We start from the raw sequence: 17,235 nt of genomic DNA, 5'->3' as shown, positions 1-17,235 counted from the left end.
CAGGTGTGGAAGACCGGTAACGGTTGGAGCTGACTGGTACTAATAGGCCGAGGGCTTGTCCTCAGTTGCTCGCGTCCACTGTGTTAGTTCTGAAGCAACGAACAGTTGCTGGTTTGAGCAGAACCACCTTAATTGAAAAGTGTGCTTGTTCGCTCGAAACCGATAGGGTTTCGGTGGTCATAGCGTTAGGGAAACGCCCGGTAACATTTCGAACCCGGAAGCTAAGCCTTTCAGCGCCGATGGTACTGCATGGGGGACCGTGTGGGAGAGTAGGACGCCGCCGAACAATATTTCAAGGACCCTTGGTCCCAGCGTTCACGCTGGGACCAAGGGTCCTTTTTTGTATTTCTGCCGAAGCGCGCCGGAGGCCCGGTTGCGCGAGAATGACTGCGGTACCTGAAGACAGGAGTCACGTCGATGCCCACCAACTACCCCGACGATCGTTCGGGTGGCGACCGCGGCGGTTCCCGCCGCGACGACCGGCCCGCGTACCGGCGTGACGACCGTGGCGACGACCGACGGGGCTCCGCCCCTCGCCGTGACGACCGCGGCGGCCGCCCCGCCGGCGGCGGTTTCGGCCGTCGCGACGACCGTCCGTCCTTCCGTCGTGACGACGACCGTGGCGGCTTCCGTCGCGATGACCGTCGTGACGACCGCGGCCCGCGTCGTGATGACGACCGTGGTGGCCGTCCGGCCGGCGGTGGCTTCGGCCCGCGCCGCGACGACCGCCCCTCCTTCCGCCGTGACGACCGTCGCGACGACCGCGGCCCCCGTCGTGACGACGACCGCGGTGGCTTCCGCGGCGGCCGTGACGAGCGTCGCGACGACCGCCCCTCCTTCCGCCGCGACGAGCGCCGTGATGACCGTGGCCCGCGTCGTGACGATGACCGTGGTGGCCGTCCGGCTGGTGGCGGCTTCGGCCCGCGTCGCGACGACCGCCCCTCCTTCCGCCGCGACGACCGCGGCCCGCGTCGCGATGACGACCGCGGTGGCTACGACCGTCCCCGTGGCGGCTTCCGTGGCGGTCGTGACGACCGTCCCTCGTTCCCGCGTGACGACCGTGCCCCGCGTCGCGATGACGACCGCGGTGGTTTCCGCGGTGGCCGTGACGAGCGTCGCGATGACCGTCCGGCCTTCCGTCGTGACGACCGTGCTCCGCGTCGTGATGACGACCGTGGTGGCCGTCCGGCCGGCGGTGGCTTCGGCCCGCGCCGCGACGACCGCCCCTCCTTCCGCCGTGACGACCGTCGCGACGACCGCGGCCCCCGTCGTGACGACGACCGCGGTGGTTTCCGCGGTGGCCGTGACGAGCGTCGCGACGACCGCCCGTCCTTCCGCCGTGACGAGCGCCGTGATGACCGCGGCCCGCGCCGTGACGACGACCGCGGTGGTTTCCGCGGTGGCCGTGACGAGCGTCGCGACGACCGCCCGTCCTTCCGCCGTGACGACCGTCGCGACGACCGCGGCCCGCGCCGTGACGACGACCGTGGCGGCTTCCGTCGCGATGACCGCCGTGATGATCGCCGTGATGACCGCGGCCCCCGTCGCGATGACGACCGCGGTGGTTACCGCGGTGGCCGCGACGACCGTGGCGGCCCCCGCCGTTCGTTCCGCGACGACCGGCAGGGCGGCGGCTACCGCGGCGGGCGGGACGAGCGTTCCGGCGGCTACGGGCGCCGTGACGACCGTGACCGCGACCGCGGCGACCGCGAGCCGGTGAAGCGCCTGCCGATCCCCGACGACGTCACCGGCGAGGAGATCGACAAGGACGTGCGGCAGGAGCTCATGAGCCTGCCGAAGGGCCTTGCCGAGGAGGTCGCCCGCAACCTCGTCATGGTCGCCAACCTGCTCGACGAGGACCCGGAGCAGGCCTACGCCTACTCCCGGATCGCGCTGCGTCTCGCCTCGCGCGTCGCCGCGGTGCGCGAGGCCGCCGGCTTCGCCTCGTACGCGACGGGCAAGTACTCCGAGGCGCTCGCCGAGTTCCGTGCGGCCCGCCGGATGACCGGTTCCGTCGAGCTCTGGCCCGTGATGGCCGACTGCGAGCGCGGCATGGGCCGTCCCGAGCGCGCGCTGGCCATGGCCGGTGAGCCCGAGGTCAACAAGCTGGACAAGGCCGGCCAGGTCGAGATGCGCCTCGTCGCCGCCGGTGCCCGCAAGGACATGGGCCAGGCCGACGCCGCCGTCGTGACGCTGCAGAGCCCCGAGCTCGCCTCCAACTCGGTTCAGCCGTGGACCGCGCGCCTGCGCTACGCGTACGCCGACGCGCTGCTGGAGGTCGGCCGCGAGGCCGAGGCCCGCGAGTGGTTCGCCAAGGCCCTCGAAGCGGACCAGGGCGGCCAGACGGACGCCTCGGACCGCCTCGCGGAGCTGGACGGCATCGAGTTCACGGACGCCCTGGTGGAGTCCGACGACGAGACGGCCGGGGACGCCGCGATCGAGGCCGTCGAGGCCGTCGAGCCCGCCGAGGCTGCCGATGTCGCCGAGGTCATCGAGACCGCCGAGGACGTCGAGGCCAACGAGGCCGCGTTCGACGCGGAGGTCACCGAGCCGGCCGCGGAGTCCGCCGAGGACGAGAAGCCCGCCGAGTCCGGCAAGGCTGACGACGACAAGAGCTGACCCCCCGGGGCAGCGATGAGGCAGTGACGAAGAGGGTGGCACCCGTTCCCGGGTGCCACCCTCTTCGTTCGTCCGGGGTGGTTCAGTTCAGGGCCAGGCTCCGCAGCACCAGACCCGTCGCCGGCTTGGGGCCGAACGAGGTGGACTTGCGCGGCATGGTGACGCCCTGTTCGGCCAGTTCCCGTACGACGTCCTCCGTGACCGGGTGCATCAGCACCGCCGTGCCGCCGTGCCGCTCGGCCTGCTTCACCGCCGCGGCCGTCTCGTGGATGTAGCCGATGTGCTCGGGGTCGTCCGGCACCCGCCAGACGTGCTCCAGCAGGACGGAGTGCAGGACCGTGGCGTCCAGGGTGCGCCACGCCACCGGGCGGTCCGCGGGCACCACGCGGGCCAGCAGCTCCGGGTCCGGGCGGTCGAGGAGGTGGAAGCGGCCGTCGCCGGCCAGGACGAAGGCGTTGCCCGGCTCCTCGGACGCCTCCGCCAGCGCGTCGAGCGCCTCCGGCAGCGGGCCGTCGATGGCGCGGACCCGGAAGACGCCCTCGACGGCGGCCAGCGCGCGGGCGACCGGCAGCCGGTGCAGCAGGCGGTGGATGGCCCGTACGCGCAGCGGGTAGCGGGCGGTGTCCACGAGCAGGACGAGGCCGAAGTCCCAGGGGCCCGGGGCGGGCTGCTCGGCGCGCAGCCGCAGGTACGTGGCCCAGCGGTGGTGGCCGTCGGCGATGAGCGCGTGCTGTCCGGAGAGGTCCTTGCCGATCAGGTCGAGGTCGGCCGGGTCGGTGACGGACCACAGGCGGTGCGCGTAGCCGTCGTCGGTCGTGGTGGAGAGCAGCGGTTCGGTGGCGGTGACGCGGTCGATGACGGCCGCCGCGCCCGTCGTGCTGCCGTTGCCCCGGTAGGAGAACAGCAGCGGTTCGAGGTTGGCTCCCGTGTCCCGCATGAGGGCCGCGCGGTCCTCGACGATGTGCGGCATGACGTCCTCGTGCGGGAGGACGACGCCCTCCTCGCGGGGGCTGAGGCGGAGGGCGCCGATGAGGCCGCGCTGCAGTATGCCGCCGCCGCGCTGCTCGTAGACGTAGAGCGCGGGTTCCGGGTCGGGGGCGAGGACCCGCTCGTCCTGCCAGCGGCGCAGCGTCTCCGCGGCCAGCCGGTGCCGGTCGGCGGCGCCGGCGGCCTGCGGGAGGATCAGCCGGACGATGTTGTGCGGGTCGGCGGTCTCCAGGTGACGCAACCCGTCGGGCCGTACGACGACGTCGTACGGTGGCGAGGTGACGGCGGCGAGGCTGCCGACCCGCTCCGGGACATAGCGCAGCCCTCGGAAGGGGGCGAGTTGAAGTCCTTGCCCTGCTTTCCCTGCTCGGCCTGGAGTGCTCATTGGGAAATGTTATGTCTCATGGCCCTCTGAGCAATGATCGTGGAAGAGACGTACAGCACAAGGAGCGAGTACAGGATGAATCAGACCGCCCGGACGCGGCCCGACGGCAGCGAGCGGCCCCTCAGCGCCGCGTACGACACGGCGCTGCTCGACCTCGACGGCGTGGTGTACGCGGGCGGCGAGGCCATTGCGCACGCCGTCGAGTCGCTGGAGACGGCGCGCGAGGGCGGGATGCACCTCGCGTACGTGACGAACAACGCCGCGCGCACCCCGGAGACGGTGGCCGGTCACCTGACGCGGCTGGGCGTGCCCGCCGAGCCCTCCGACGTGATCACCTCTGCGCAGGCGGTGGCGCGGCTGATCTCCGAGCAGGTGCCGGCCGGTTCGCGGGTGCTGGTGATCGGTGCCGAGGGGCTGCGGGTGGCCCTGCGGGAGCGCGGGCTGGTGCCGGTGGACTCGGCGGACGACGACCCGGCGGCGGTCGCGCAGGGCTACGGCGGGCCGGACATGCCGTGGTCACGGCTGATGGAGGCGTCGTACGCGGTGGCGCGGGGCGTGCCGTGGTTCGCGTCCAACACGGACCTGACGATTCCCAGCGGGCGCGGTATCGCCCCCGGCAACGGCTCGGCCGTGGAGGTCGTACGGATCACCACGGGGGCGTCGCCGCAGGTGGCGGGCAAGCCGCTGCCGCCGATGCACCGGGAGACGGTGTTGCGGACGGGTGCGGAGCGGCCGCTGGTCGTCGGTGACCGGCTCGACACGGACATCGAGGGGGCGCATGCGGGCGGGGTGGACTCGCTGCTGGTGCTGACCGGTGTGACGACGGCCGCGCAGCTGGTTGCGGCGCGGCCGGAGCACCGGCCCACGTATGTGGCGGCGGATCTGCGGGGGCTGCTCGTGCCGCAGCCGGAGGTCGTGTCCGGGGAGGGCGGGTTCCGGTGCGGGGGGTGGACGGCCGGTGCCGACGGTGACGGGCTCGCTCTTGAGGGCGAGGGGGATCCGTTGGACGGGCTCCGGGCCTTGTGCGCTGCGGCGTGGACGGCTGCGGGGGACGGGGTGTGCGAGCTTGACTCCGCCAAGGCGGTGGGCCGGCTGGGGCTGTGACGGTGGATGGGGCGGGTGGGATTTCCCCTGACCCTCCCCCAGAGGGGGCACCCCCACTTCCCGTGACCGGGGCTCCGCCCCGGGCCCCGTATCGCGCTGAACGCGCTCGTCCTCAAACGCCGGACGGGCTGGTAGATGCCTGGGCTCCGAAGGATTAGGCGAGCTCCGCCAGGAGGTCTTCCTCCGTGGCTCCGCGGCGCCAGTAGCCCGTGAACGTCACCGTCCGGCGGTCGTAGCCGCGGTCGTTGACCAGGTGGCGGCGGAGGGCGCGGACCGTGCCGGATTCGCCGGCGAGCCAGGCGTAGGGCTTGCCGGCGGGGAGGGCGGCGGTGCGGACGGCGCTCAGGACGGGTTCGGCCGCGCCCCGTACGAGCCAGGTGATCTCGGCGGCGGCGTCGGTGGGGAGGTCCTGGACGTCGTCCGCGTGGGGGACCTCGATCCAGACCTTGGCCGGTGTGCCGGCCGGGAGCCAGGCGAGAATGCCGGCCACGGCCGGCAGGGCGGTCTCGTCGGCGGCGACCAGGACCCAGTCCGTGTCCGCGGGGGGCCGGAAGTCGACGCCGCCGTTGTCCTCGACGACGGGGGCGAGGACGGTGGCGCGGTCGCCGGGGCGGGCGGCCTGGGCCCAGTTGGTGGCCGGGCCGCCGTGCCCGTTCGCGTCGCCGTGGACGGCGAAGTCGACGTCCATCTCATCCGTAGCGTCCGTTGCGTCCGTCGCGTCAGGCCCGTGGCGCAGGTCCCGCACGGTGTAGGTGCGCATGACGGCCCGTACGGCCGGGTCCTGGGCCCGCCATTCGGTGAACCAGGTCTCGTCGCGGCTCGCGGGCAGCACCGGTGCGTCCTGGCCGGGCTGCGGGAGGAACAGCTTGAAGCGCTGGTCGCGGCCGCCGGTGACGACGTCGCGGAGCTCGTCGCCGCCGAAGGTGACCCGCATCATGGCGGGACTGATCCGCTCGGTGCGGAGCACCTTCACGTCGAAGAAGCGGTAGGGGAGGGTGGTGCTGCCGGCCATGCGAGTGCTTCCTTTTCGTCGGTTTCGCTGGTCAGGCGACCTTCTTGGCCTTCTGAACGGCTTCGGCGAGGGCCTCGACGAGCGGTGCGCACCCGGCGTACGAGTAGCGCGGCTCGCTGAGCCAGGGGGCGACCTGGCCGGCCTTGACGGCGGGCAGCTCGGCCCAGGTGGGCTTGGCGGCGAGGTCCTTGGGCTGGAGGGCGGCGGTGCGGTTGTCGAGGAGGATCAGGTCCGCGGGGTACTTGCCGGCGTTCTCCCAGCCGAGGCTCTCGAAGAAGCCGCCGGTGACCGTGCCGGGGACGACGAAGTCGACGCCGAGGGACTTGAAGTAGGCCAGGTCGGCGTAGACGCCGGGGTCGGAGACGTAGAGCAGGTCGGCGGAGCCGGAGGCGGCGAGGACCTTGAGGCCCTTGTTGGCCCGCGCGGCCCGGCGGAGGGTCTCGGAGGCCTTCTCGAAGCGGGCCTTGGCGTCGGTGACCCGCTTCGCCTGGAGGTCGGCGCCGAGGGAGGCGGCGAGTTCGGCGTAGCGGGCGATGACCCGGGTCAGGGTCACCTTGGTGACGTTGATGCCGACGCCGGGCGCGAAGCTGAGGATCTTCTTCTTGCTCTCGTCGGGCACGTACCACAGCTCGGTGCCCTGGAGCATGTTGGTGACGAGGAGCTCGGGGGAGAGGGCCGCGTACTTCTCGACGTTGAACTCGCCCCAGGCGTTGCCGAGGACGGTCAGCTTGCCGATGTCGAGGTCGCCGGCCTGGGGGTCGGGCTTGCCGTCCTTGAGGCGGGTGGGGCCGAAGACGGCGGTGCACTCGACGCCGAAGTCGTGGAGGGCCGCGGCGGTTCCGGTGAAGGCGACGACCTTCTTGGGGGTGCGGGGGGCCTTGGCGGTCTCGCCGCGGTCGTCCTTGAATGTCCAGGGGCCGGAACCGGAAGCGGAACCTGAGTCTCCGTCCGAGGCTCCCTCCGAGCCGCCGCCGCAGGCCGTCAGGAGGGCGCCGGCGCCGAGGGCGCCGCCTGCGGCCAGCAGTCCGCGGCGGGACAGGAAGGAGGTGCTCAGGGAAGAGGGGGTGCTCATGGGGGTGCGCTTCTCTCAAGAACGAGGCAAGAACCAAGGGAGTTAAGGGTAGGCTAACCTAAGGCTCGTGTTGGTTGACAGTCCCCCCGAGCCCCCCGCGGACACCGGTCCGCCGCCCCCGCAGACACCCCCGGCAAGCCGTAAGCGGAATGCCGCGCGGGCGGCCGGTCTGCTCGCGGCGGCCGGCCTGCTGCTGCTCGTCGCGGTCGCGAGCATCGCCGTCGGCGCCAAACCGCTGCCGCTGGACCAGGTCTGGCACGGGCTGTTCCACACGGCGCACGGCGAGGCCGACGTCATCGTGCGCGACGTGCGTCTGCCCCGTACGCTGCTCGGCCTGCTCGCCGGCGCCGCCCTCGGGCTCTCCGGCGCCGTGATGCAGGCCCTCACCCGCAACCCGCTCGCCGAACCGGGCATCCTCGGCGTCAACGCGGGGGCCGCGGCCGCCGTCGTGTCCGCCATCAGCTTCCTCGGCGTCAGCTCGGCCGGCGGCTACGTGTGGTTCGCCCTCCTCGGCGCCGCGGTCGTCACCGTCGTCGTCCACGTGCTCGGCGGCAGCCGGGGCGCCACGCCCGTCCGGCTCGCGCTCGCCGGCACCGCCGTCACCTACGCGCTCTACGGCTACGTCAACTCCGTCCAGCTGATGGATTCCGCCGCGCTCGACCGGATGCGGTTCTGGACCGTCGGCTCGCTCGCCTCCGCCGACACCGGCGTCATCCGGCAGGTCCTGCCCTTCATCGCCGCCGGCACCCTGCTCGCCCTCGCGCTCGCCCGGCCCCTGAACGCCATGGCCCTCGGCGACGACGGCGCCCGCGCGCTCGGCACCCGGCCCGCCAGGACCCGCGCCCTCGCCATGACCGCCGTCACCCTGCTGTGCGGCGCCGCGACCGCCGCCTGCGGGCCCATCGTCTTCATCGGCCTGATCGTGCCGCATCTCGTACGCGCCCTCACCGGCCCCGACCAGCGGTGGATCCTGCCGTACGCGGCCGTCCTGTCACCCGTGCTGCTGCTCGGCGCGGACGTCATCGGACGGGTCGTCACCCGGCCCGGAGAGCTCCAGGCCGGCATCGTGACCGCCGTCATCGGCGGACCCGTCTTCATCCACCTCGTACGGCGCCGGAGGGTGGCCCAGCAGTGAGCCTCTCCACACGAACCGTCCGCACCGGCGGCGGGCTCTCCCTGCGCGTGGACGCGCGCGCCGCCCTGGTCGTCCTGCTGCTCCTGGCCGTCGCCGCGACCGCGGCCGTGGCCCTCATCGGCACCGGCGACTTCCCGATCGCACCCGCCGACGTCGTCCGCACGCTCGCCGGCGGCGGCACCCCCGCCCAGGATGTCGTCGTCCACGACCTGCGGCTGCCGCGCGTCCTCGTGGGCCTGCTCGCCGGCGGCTGCCTCGGCCTGGCCGGAGCGGTCTTCCAGTCCGTCTCCCGCAACCCGCTGGGCAGCCCCGACGTCATCGGCTTCGGCCAGGGCTCCGCGGCCGGCGCCCTCGTCGTCATCGTCCTCTTCCACGGCGACCCGTTCGCGGTCGCCGCCGGGGCCGTAGCGGGCGGTGTCGTCACCGGCGTCGCCGTGTACCTGCTGGCCTGGAAGAAGGGCATCAACGGCTACCGGCTCGTCCTCGTCGGCATCGGCGCCGCCGCCGTCCTCACCGGCCTGCGCGACTACCTGATGACCAAGGCCGACCTCGTCGACGCCACCCGCTCCATGATCTGGATGGTCGGCTCCCTCAATGGCCGCGACTGGGCCCAGGTGTGGCCCCTGCTGTGCGCGGCCGCCGTGCTGTTCCCCCTCGTCCTCGGGCACGGGCGGGCGCTGCGCATGCTGGAGATGGGCGACGACGCCGCGTACGCCCTCGGGGTCCGCCCCGAGCGGACCCGGCTCGTCGTGACGGCCGCCGCCGTGCTGCTCACCGCCGCCGCCACGGCCGCGGCCGGGCCCGTCGGCTTCGTGGCCCTGGCCGCGCCGCAGCTCGCCCGCCGGCTGACCCGCGCCGCCGGCCCCAACCTCTTCGCCGCGGCGGCCATGGGCGCGGCCCTGCTCGTCGGCGCCGACTGGGCCTCGCAGCGGCTCTTCGGGGCCGACAAGCTGCCCGTCGGGGCGCTCACGGGGATGCTCGGCGGCTGCTATCTGCTGTGGCTGCTGTTCACGGAGCGCAAGGCGGGGCGGGTATGAGCCGCGCAGCGGATGCGGCGGGCATGGCGGACGCAACCGGCGCGACTGACACGACCGGCACGACGGATACGAACCCTCAGCAAGGAGACCGCACCATGAGCCGACTGTCGGCCGAATCCGTCACGCTCGCCTACGACCAGCGCGTCATCGCCGAGAACCTCTCGGTCGCGATCCCCGACCGGTCCTTCACCGTCATCGTCGGACCCAACGCCTGCGGCAAGTCCACCCTGCTGCGCGCCCTCGCCCGGATGCTCAAGCCCGCCGCCGGATCCGTCCTGCTGGACGGCGCCGCCATCGGCTCGTACCCGGCCAAGCAGGTCGCCCGCACGCTCGGCCTGCTCCCGCAGTCCTCCATAGCGCCCGACGGCATCACCGTCGCCGACCTCGTCGCCCGCGGCCGCTACCCGCACCAGGGCCTGCTGCGGCAGTGGTCGCGCGAGGACGAGCGCATCGTCCACGAGTCCATGGCCGCGACCGGCGTCGACGCCCTCGCCGGACGGCACGTCGACGAGCTCTCCGGCGGCCAGCGCCAGCGGGTCTGGATCGCCATGGCCCTCGCCCAGCAGACCCCGCTGCTCCTGCTGGACGAGCCCACCACGTACCTGGACATCCAGCACCAGATCGAGGTCCTCGACCTGTGCGCCCGGCTCCACGAGGAACAGGGACGCACCCTCGTCGCCGTCCTCCACGACCTCAACCACGCCGCGCGCTACGCCACCCACCTGATCGCCATGCGCGACGGCGAGGTCGTCGCCGAGGGGGCGCCGGGGGACGTCGTGACCGCCGGGCTCGTCGAGCGCGTCTTCGGGCTGCGCTGCCAGGTCATCGACGACCCGGAGACGGGGACGCCGCTGGTCGTGCCGGCGGCGCGCCGGTCCAGGGCCGGCGCGGTGCCGGCCGCGACCGCGCTACAGAAGTGACCGCAGCCGCAGGACGTCGCGCAGGCTCGCCTGGACCCTGACCCGGCCCGCGGCCCACGCCTTCGCGAAGTTCAGCCGCCCGTCCACCAGGGACACCAGGTCGTCGCCCGACATCGTCAGGGCGATCTCGGCCCGCCGCTCGGGCGTGCCCGGCTGCGTCTCCACGTCCTGGATGCGGCCGCCCATGAGATGGCCGGTGAAGGTCACGTCGAGATCGGTGATGTGGCAGCTGAGCGAGCGGTCGGGCGCGGCGGCGTCACGGAGCTCGCCCTTCGCTCCCGCGAGGCTCTCCGCCAGTCTGTCGAGTGCGGCGCGGCACTCCTCGATCGTCGCCATCACCAGGGACGGTACCGCAGCCGACCGCGTACGCCGCACAGGCGCCGTTCCGGGGTAGCGTCGGAGCCATGAGCGATGCGATGAGTCCTGCGCAGCCGGAGCCGGAGCCGCAGCCGCAGCCGGAACCTGAGCCCGGGTCCGCGGCGGGCGAGGCCGGGGCCGGGACCGCGGGAACGGGCGCGCCCGGCCCGCTGCCGCTCGGCGTCGCCCGCACCCCGGTCGGCGACCCCGCCGTCGACGCGCAGCTCGTCCGGCTGGCGGACGCCGACGACCTCGCCGTGAGCGGCCACCTGGAGGTGTACGAGGATGTACACCGGGGCCTGCGGGACGCGCTGAGCGCGCTCGACCGGAGCCCCGGCCCGTCCGGGGCACCCGCCGCCCCGGGCGCCCCCGCTTCGTACGACAACAGGAGCTGAACCACCCGTGGCAGTGACCCGCCCGCGACGCAGCCGACTCGACGCCGAGCTCGTGCGCCGTAAACTCGCCCGCTCCCGCGAGCACGCGAGCCAGCTCATCGCGGCGGGCCGGGTGACCGTCGGCGGCGCCGTCGCGACCAAGGCGGCGACCCAGGTCGAGCTCAGCGCGGCGATCGTCGTCACGCAGGACGAGAACGACCCCGACTACGTCTCCCGCGGCGGCCACAAGCTCGCCGGGGCGCTCGCCGCCTTCGTGCCGCGCGGCCTGGAGGTCGAGGGCCGCCGCGCCCTCGACGCCGGGGCGTCCACCGGCGGGTTCACCGACGTGCTGCTGCGCGCCGGCGCCGCGCACGTCGTCGCCGTCGACGTCGGCTACGGGCAGCTCGCGTGGTCGCTGCAGAGCGACGAGCGGGTCACCGTGAAGGACCGTACGAACGTCCGCGAACTGACGCTGGAGCAGATCGACGACGTCCCCGTCGACCTGATCGTCGGCGACCTGTCGTTCATCCCGCTCGGCCTCGTGCTGCCCGCGCTCGTGCGCTGCGCCGCGCCCGGCGCGGACCTGGTGCTCATGGTCAAGCCGCAGTTCGAGGTCGGCAAGGAGCGGCTCGGCAGCGGCGGGGTCGTGCGCAGCACGCAGCTGCGGGCCGAGGCGGTGCGCGCGGTCGCCGCCCGCGCCGCGGAGCTGGGGCTGGGCGTACTCGGGGTCACGGCCAGCCCGCTGCCCGGACCCTCGGGCAACGTCGAGTACTTTCTGTGGCTGCGCGCCGGAGCGCCCGAACTGGACCCGGCGGACGTTGACCGTGCAGTGGCGGAGGGGCCGCGTTGACGACTTCAGAAGCAGCATCAGAGACAGCAGGAGCAGCAGGCGCGGGGGAGCGGGAGCAGGCTGCCGAGGGCAGACGCACCGTCTTCCTGCTCGCGCACACGGGCCGCCCGGCGGCCATCCGCAGTGCCGAACTCGTGGTCCAGGGGCTGCTGCGCTGCGGGATCGGCGTGCGGGTCCTCGCCGAGGAGGCGGCCGACCTGCCGCTGCCGGCCGAGGTCGAGCTGACCGGGGCCGGCCCGGACCGGCCGGACGTCCTGGAGGGCTGCGAACTCCTCGTCGTCCTCGGCGGTGACGGCACGCTGCTGCGCGGCGCCGAGTTCGCGCGCGCCTCCGGGGTGCCGATGCTCGGCGTCAACCTCGGCCGCGTCGGCTTCCTGGCCGAGGCCGAGCGGGACGACCTCGACAAGGTCGTGGACCGGGTGGTGACCCGGGCCTACGAGGTCGAGGAGCGGATGACGCTCGACGTCTCCGTGCTGACCGACGGGCACGTGGTGCACACCGACTGGGCGCTCAACGAGGCGTCCGTGGAGAAGGCGGCGCGGGAGCGGCTGCTGGAGGTCGTCACCGAGGTCGACGGCCGGCCGGTGTCCCGCTTCGGCGGCGACGGCGTCGTGTGCGCCACCCCGACCGGCTCCACGGCCTACGCCTTCTCGGCGGGCGGGCCGGTGGTGTGGCCGGAGGTGGAGGCGCTGCTGATGGTGCCGATCAGTGCGCACGCGCTGTTCGCCAAGCCGCTCGTCACCGCCCCGGACTCGGTCCTCGCGGTCGAGGTGCAGCCGCAGACCCCGAACGGGGTGCTGTGGTGCGACGGCCGCCGGACGGTGGAGCTGCCGGCGGGCGCGCGGGTGGAGGTGCGGCGGGGGGCGGTCCCGGTGCGGCTGGCCCGGCTGCACCACGCGTCCTTCACGGACCGGCTGGTGGCGAAGTTCGCCCTGCCGGTGGCGGGGTGGCGCGGGGCGCCCCACTGATTTTCGCGGCCGTTTTCGGCCAAGGGCGGCCCGGCACCGCCGATCACCGTGACGGGGGTTGCTCGCCGTTGCGGCGGAAACAAGGGTCCGCTGCAACGGCGAGCAGCCACGACGTGGCCGACCGGTGGCCCCGTGAGGCTCAGTGCTTCCCCACGAGGCTCAGCGCTTGGCGCTCCGCAGCAGCTCCAGGGCCTTCGTCAGGGCCGGGTCCTTTCCGGTCGTCAGGTCCTCCTCGGCGAAGACGGGTACGCGGACGTCCGGGGCGATGCCCGTCCCGTCGTACGTCGTCCGGCCGTCCTTCGCGCTCAGGAACTCCTCGTTCGGGAGCCAGAACTGCCATCCGTTCGGGAGCGTGCGCTCGAGGCGGTCGGAGAAGAGCCCCTGCGTGTTCTCGCCGATGAGCGTGGGCTTCGGGCCGCGCTGCATGAGCGCCTGCGTGAACGTCTCGCCCGCGCTCATGGTGAGCCGGCCGGTGAGGACCGCCAGCGGGCCGGTGTAGACCGGGCCGTGGTGCGGGGTGACCCGGACCGGCTCGGCCGGGGTGAACCGGCGGGGGTCACGGGCGTCGTTGCGCGCGTGCTTGAGATAGGCCGTGCAGGGGCAGGCGGTCAGCCGCTCGGTCACGTCCAGGGCGAGGCGGTCCGAGCCGCCGCCGTTGAGGCGCAGGTCCAGGACGAGGCCGCGGAGGGCGTCCGGGCCGCTCGTGCGGGCGGCGGTGAAGACCTCGTCGAGGGCGGCGCGCAGCGCGGCTTTGTCGGCCTCATAGTCGTTGCCCTTTCCGTAGTGCAGGAACGAGGTGATGCGGAGGAAGCCCGTCCGGTCGGGGAGCTCCGCGTACGTGATCTGCCCGCCGGCCCAGGAGCGCTGCACGCCGGTGCTCCCGGCGCCCGCCTCGGCGACGCTGCCGGCGACGGCCTTGTCGATGCGGGCCCGTGCCGTCGCGTCGGGGAGGACGGTGTCCTGGCGGTGCCCGGCGAAGTAGCCGGCGGGGTCGGCCGGGTCGACCAGGCCGGTGTGCCCGTCGTGCAGCGGCTCGATCATCTCCGACAGGATGCGGAACAGCTCGGCCTTGCCGGTGGCGGCGGTCACGCGGGGCCGGTAGCGGTCGCGGACGGCGTTCCAGTCGATGTGCCGGGCGGCGAAGAAGGGGTAGTTCTCGGCGTAGGTCTGCCAGAAGGTGTCGAAGACCTTCCGCGGGTCCGCGGCCGGGCCGGGGGCGGGCGCGTTCCGGCAGCCGGACGGCAGGGCCGGCAGGCGGTGGAGCGTGCGGTGGCCCACGTTGTCGGCGAACGCCAGCCGGGCCGCGTCGTGCCCCTGCGGCGTCACGGTGAGGTCGGCCTCGCCCTCCTGCCGGAAGGGGCCGGAGGGGCCCGTGCGGGTGGCGGTGAGAGCGCCGGGCAGGCAGCTGACCCCCGTGGTCTCGTACGTGTGCAGGCGGCGGCCGCCGTCCTCGACGACGGCGACCGTGCCGTAGCCGTCCATGCGCCACACGCCGTCGAGCGCGGCGGGCGCTGCGGCGCGGGGGGTTCCGGCCAGGGCGGTCGCGCTGCCGGCCGCGGTGGTCACGGCGACCGCGGCGGCGAGGAGGAATGCGGCGGCGCGGGGTGAACGGGGACGAACGGGCATACCGACCTCATGGGGCAGGAAGGGGTTTTGCGGTCGCCGCCAGCCTCCCGTTCCGGGGCCTTCCGGAGCCATGGAGTGGTCACCCGGAACGGTGGTGGGGTTTCCCTCAGGGGGGTTGGTGGGGGTGGCCGTCGCGAGGGGGCCCCGGAACCTCGTATGGTCGTATCCGTGTTGGAGGAGATGCGGATCCGGTCCTTGGGCGTCATTGATGACGCGGTGGTCGAGCTGTCGCCCGGTTTCACCGCGGTGACGGGCGAGACCGGCGCGGGCAAGACCATGGTCGTCACCAGCCTCGGACTGCTGCTGGGCGGCCGCGCCGACCCCGCGCTGGTGCGGATGGGAGCCCGGTCCGCGGTGGTCGAGGGGCGGATCGCCGTCGACCCCCGGTCGTCCGTGGCGCTGCGGGCGGAGGAGGCGGGCGCCGAGCTGGACGACGGCACGCTGCTCATCAGCCGCACCCTCTCCGCCGAGGGGCGGTCCCGGGCGCACGTGGGCGGGCGCAGCGTGCCCGTCGGGCTGCTCGGGGAGCTCGCGGACGACCTCGTGGCCGTCCACGGGCAGACCGACCAGCAGGGGCTGCTGCGGCCGGCCCGGCAGCGGCTCGCCCTCGACCGGTACGCGGGGGACGCGGTGGCCGTGCCCCTCGGCAAGTACGCCGACGCCTACCGCCGGCTGCGCGCCGTCACCGCCGAGCTCGCCGAGCTGACGACCCGGGCCCGCGAGCGCGCCCAGGAAGCCGATCTGCTGCGCTTCGGGCTGGACGAGGTCGCCGCCGTCGAGCCGCTGCCCGGGGAGGACGCCGAGCTCGCCGCCGAGGCGGAGCGGCTCGGGCACGCCGAGGCCCTCGCCTCGGCCGCCACCGCCGCGCACGCCGCGCTCGCGGGCAACCCCGAGGACCCCGAGGGCATCGACGCCGCGACGCTCGTCGCCGGCGCGCACCGGGCGGTCGAGGCCGTACGGGCGCACGACCCGGCGCTCGCCGCCCTGGCCGACCGCATCGGCGAGATCGGCATCCTGCTGTCCGACGTCGCCGGGGAGCTCGCCGGATACGCCTCCGACCTCGACGCCGACCCGTTGCGGCTGGCGGCCGTCGAGGAGCGGCGCGCCGCGCTCACGCAGCTCACGCGCAAGTACGGGCCGGACATCGCCGAGGTGCTCGCCTGGGCCGAGCGCGGGGCCGCGCGGCTCGGCGAGCTCGACGGCGACGACGAGCGGATCGAGGAGCTGACCGCCGAACGGGACGCGCTCCGCGCCGAGCTGGGCGGGCTCGCCCAGGCGGTGAGCGACGCGCGGGCGGAGGCGGCGGAGCGGTTCGCCGACGCGGTCACCGCCGAACTCGCGGAGCTGGCCATGCCGCACGCCCGCGTCACCTTCTCGGTCCGCCAGAACGAGGTCGCGGACGCGGAGTCCGGCATCGAGGTCGGCGGGCGGGCGGTCGCGTACGGGCCGCACGGCGCGGACGAGGTCGAGCTGCTCCTCGCCTCCCATCCCGGGGCGCTGCCCCGGCCCATCGCCAAGGGCGCGTCCGGCGGCGAGCTCTCGCGCGTCATGCTCGCCGTCGAGGTCGTCTTCGCGGGCACCGCGCCCGTCCCGACGTACCTCTTCGACGAGGTCGACGCGGGCGTCGGCGGCAAGGCGGCCGTCGAGATCGGCCGCCGCCTCGCGCGGCTCGCCCGCACGGCCCAGGTCGTGGTGGTCACCCACCTTCCGCAGGTGGCGGCCTTCGCGGACCGGCACCTGGTGGTGGAGAAGACCCACGAGGGGTCGGTGACGCGCAGCGGCGTCCAGGCCATGGAGGGCGAGGACCGCATCCGCGAACTCTCCCGCATGCTGGCGGGCCAGGAGGACTCGGAACTGGCCCGCGCCCACGCGGAGGAACTCCTCGCCACGGCCCGCGGGGGCGTGTAGGCGCCTCCGGCGGGTGGACGCGTCCCCGAGCGCGGGCCGGTCCGGCATCGCCGGGCCGAGCTGCCGGGGGCCTCAGCGAGTGGCTCCGCGCGGCGTCGTAGGGTCTGAGCATGATCATGCCGAGGGTCGTGGGGAAGGTGGCGCTCTGCGGGGCTGCCGTGGCTCGGGGGGTTTACGAGGGGCGGCGGCGGGCCGTCCGCACCGCCGTCTGGGAGCGGACCAATCACGCCGGCCGCACCGTCGACCTCCACGCCGGCCCCGCCGCAGCCGCCGGCGCCGCCCTCGCCCTGGCCGCCGCCCCCGGGCTGCCGCCCCGGGTCCGGGCGGCCGGAGCGCTGGCCGTGCTCGCGGCAGGGGCCTGCGGCGCCTATGACGACTTCGCCGGGGCGGGCGACCCGCGACGCGGGTTCCGGGCGCATCTGGGAGCGCTGCGCCGCGGCGAAGTGACCAGCGGCGCCGTGAAGCTCATCGGCATAGGCGCGGCCGCCTGCGCCGCCGGGGCGGTCGTCAAGGAGCGGCCGTTCGACAAGGCACTGGCCGCCGTCGTGATCGCCGGCTCCGCACACCTCGTCAACCTGCTGGACGTGCGGCCGGGAAGGGCCGCCGGGGCCGTGCTCGTCATGGCCGCGGCCGGCACGGCACACCGCCCGGCCGCGGCCGTCGCGGCCGCCCCGTTGGGCACCGCCGCCGCGCTGATCGCGGACGATCTGGCCGAGCGGACCATGCTCGGCGACACCGGCGCCCACGCGCTCGGCGCGGGCCTCGGGCTCGCCGCCGTGACGGGGAGCGGACGGGCCGCCCTCGCCGCGCACGCTGCCGCGCTCGTGGCCGTGGCCCTCGCCATGGACGCGAGAAATCACCTATGTGAGTGAATCCGCGGA

General features: G+C 74.2%; 15 protein-coding genes, 1 rRNA gene and 1 pseudogene. 12 read left to right on the top strand and 5 right to left on the bottom strand.

Annotated features, from left to right (window positions below; translation table 11 throughout):
• Positions 1-169 precede the first annotated feature (169 nt).
• The 3 genes and pseudogenes from rrf to ACFZCD_RS28205 all read left to right on the top strand — a co-directional run bounded on the left by rrf (position 170) and on the right by ACFZCD_RS28205 (position 2,619).
• Positions 170-286, top strand: a 5S ribosomal RNA gene (gene rrf, locus ACFZCD_RS28215).
• A gap of 164 nt (positions 287-450) precedes the next feature.
• A pseudogene (locus ACFZCD_RS28210) lies at positions 451-1,242 on the top strand (hypothetical protein); the annotation flags it as partial.
• Between the two features lie 528 nt (positions 1,243-1,770).
• On the top strand, positions 1,771-2,619 hold the full coding sequence (locus ACFZCD_RS28205; RefSeq protein ID WP_391835675.1) for a hypothetical protein: 849 nt from the start codon (positions 1,771-1,773) through the stop codon (positions 2,617-2,619).
• 82 nt (positions 2,620-2,701) lie between these two features.
• Here the strand turns inward: ACFZCD_RS28205 and ACFZCD_RS28200 are convergent, their stop codons facing one another.
• On the bottom strand, positions 2,702-3,991 hold the full coding sequence (locus ACFZCD_RS28200) for a DUF1015 family protein (RefSeq protein WP_391835617.1): 1,290 nt from the start codon (positions 3,989-3,991) through the stop codon (positions 2,702-2,704).
• Positions 3,992-4,066: 75 nt separating this feature from the next.
• Here ACFZCD_RS28200 and ACFZCD_RS28195 point away from each other — a divergent pair, with 75 nt between their 5' ends.
• Positions 4,067-5,095, top strand: coding sequence for an HAD-IIA family hydrolase (locus tag ACFZCD_RS28195; protein WP_391835615.1), 1,029 nt, complete (start codon positions 4,067-4,069; stop codon positions 5,093-5,095).
• Positions 5,096-5,249: 154 nt separating this feature from the next.
• On the opposite strand, the gene ACFZCD_RS28190 is transcribed toward ACFZCD_RS28195, so the two are convergent.
• Both ACFZCD_RS28190 and ACFZCD_RS28185 read right to left on the bottom strand, forming a co-directional pair.
• Positions 5,250-6,107 (bottom strand): siderophore-interacting protein, encoded by an 858-nt coding sequence (locus ACFZCD_RS28190; protein WP_391835613.1) that lies wholly within the window; start codon positions 6,105-6,107, stop codon positions 5,250-5,252.
• 31 nt (positions 6,108-6,138) lie between these two features.
• Complete coding sequence (locus ACFZCD_RS28185) at positions 6,139-7,179, bottom strand: ABC transporter substrate-binding protein (protein WP_391835611.1); 1,041 nt, start codon at positions 7,177-7,179, stop codon at positions 6,139-6,141.
• Positions 7,180-7,246: 67 nt separating this feature from the next.
• Between ACFZCD_RS28185 and ACFZCD_RS28180 the strand changes: the two genes are divergently transcribed.
• The 3 genes from ACFZCD_RS28180 (at position 7,247) to ACFZCD_RS28170 (ending at position 10,271) form a co-directional block, all read left to right on the top strand.
• Positions 7,247-8,314 carry a FecCD family ABC transporter permease gene (locus ACFZCD_RS28180; RefSeq protein WP_391835609.1) on the top strand — a complete coding sequence of 356 codons (1,068 nt, stop codon included), beginning with the start codon at positions 7,247-7,249 and terminating at the stop codon, positions 8,312-8,314.
• Positions 8,311-9,351 (top strand): FecCD family ABC transporter permease, encoded by a 1,041-nt coding sequence (locus ACFZCD_RS28175; protein WP_391835608.1) that lies wholly within the window; start codon positions 8,311-8,313, stop codon positions 9,349-9,351. Before ACFZCD_RS28180 ends, ACFZCD_RS28175 begins: the two co-directional genes overlap by 4 nt.
• Before the next feature lie 95 nt (positions 9,352-9,446).
• Positions 9,447-10,271, top strand: a complete 825-nt coding sequence (locus tag ACFZCD_RS28170; protein WP_391835606.1) for an ABC transporter ATP-binding protein — start codon at positions 9,447-9,449, stop codon at positions 10,269-10,271.
• Here ACFZCD_RS28170 and ACFZCD_RS28165 read toward each other — a convergent pair.
• Complete coding sequence (locus tag ACFZCD_RS28165) at positions 10,260-10,607, bottom strand: SCP2 sterol-binding domain-containing protein (protein ID WP_391835604.1); 348 nt, start codon at positions 10,605-10,607, stop codon at positions 10,260-10,262. The two genes, ACFZCD_RS28170 and ACFZCD_RS28165, sit on opposite strands and share 12 nt — an antisense overlap.
• A 68-nt stretch (positions 10,608-10,675) precedes the next feature.
• On the opposite strand from ACFZCD_RS28165, the gene ACFZCD_RS28160 reads away from it, so the two are divergent.
• From ACFZCD_RS28160 to ACFZCD_RS28150, 3 genes are read left to right on the top strand one after another with little or no spacing between them, the layout of a single operon-like run.
• On the top strand, positions 10,676-11,023 hold the full coding sequence (locus ACFZCD_RS28160; protein WP_391835602.1) for a hypothetical protein: 348 nt from the start codon (positions 10,676-10,678) through the stop codon (positions 11,021-11,023).
• Between the two features lie 13 nt (positions 11,024-11,036).
• Positions 11,037-11,852 (top strand): TlyA family RNA methyltransferase, encoded by an 816-nt coding sequence (locus ACFZCD_RS28155; RefSeq protein ID WP_391835673.1) that lies wholly within the window; start codon positions 11,037-11,039, stop codon positions 11,850-11,852.
• A complete protein-coding gene (locus ACFZCD_RS28150; protein ID WP_391835600.1) occupies positions 11,849-12,820 on the top strand; it encodes an NAD kinase in 972 nt (323 codons plus the stop codon). The genes ACFZCD_RS28155 and ACFZCD_RS28150 overlap by 4 nt, the downstream gene beginning before the upstream one ends.
• 159 nt (positions 12,821-12,979) lie before the next feature.
• Here ACFZCD_RS28150 and ACFZCD_RS28145 read toward each other — a convergent pair whose 3' ends face one another.
• Positions 12,980-14,446 carry a S41 family peptidase gene (locus ACFZCD_RS28145; RefSeq protein ID WP_391835598.1) on the bottom strand — a complete coding sequence of 489 codons (1,467 nt, stop codon included), beginning with the start codon at positions 14,444-14,446 and terminating at the stop codon, positions 12,980-12,982.
• Positions 14,447-14,602: 156 nt separating this feature from the next.
• On the opposite strand from ACFZCD_RS28145, the gene recN reads away from it, so the two are divergent.
• Both recN and ACFZCD_RS28135 read left to right on the top strand, forming a co-directional pair.
• A complete protein-coding gene (recN, locus tag ACFZCD_RS28140) occupies positions 14,603-16,354 on the top strand; it encodes a DNA repair protein RecN (protein ID WP_391835596.1) in 1,752 nt (583 codons plus the stop codon).
• A gap of 110 nt (positions 16,355-16,464) precedes the next feature.
• On the top strand, positions 16,465-17,226 hold the full coding sequence (locus tag ACFZCD_RS28135) for a hypothetical protein (RefSeq protein WP_391835594.1): 762 nt from the start codon (positions 16,465-16,467) through the stop codon (positions 17,224-17,226).
• The last annotated feature ends 9 nt before the right edge of the window (positions 17,227-17,235 follow it).

The sequence above is a fragment of the Streptomyces sp. NPDC008001 genome (assembly GCF_042958085.1).
Taxonomy (GTDB): Bacteria; Actinomycetota; Actinomycetes; order Streptomycetales; family Streptomycetaceae; genus Streptomyces.
The sequence above is the reverse complement of the archived record's forward strand: the minus strand, read 5'-3'. Positions and strand labels throughout refer to the sequence as shown.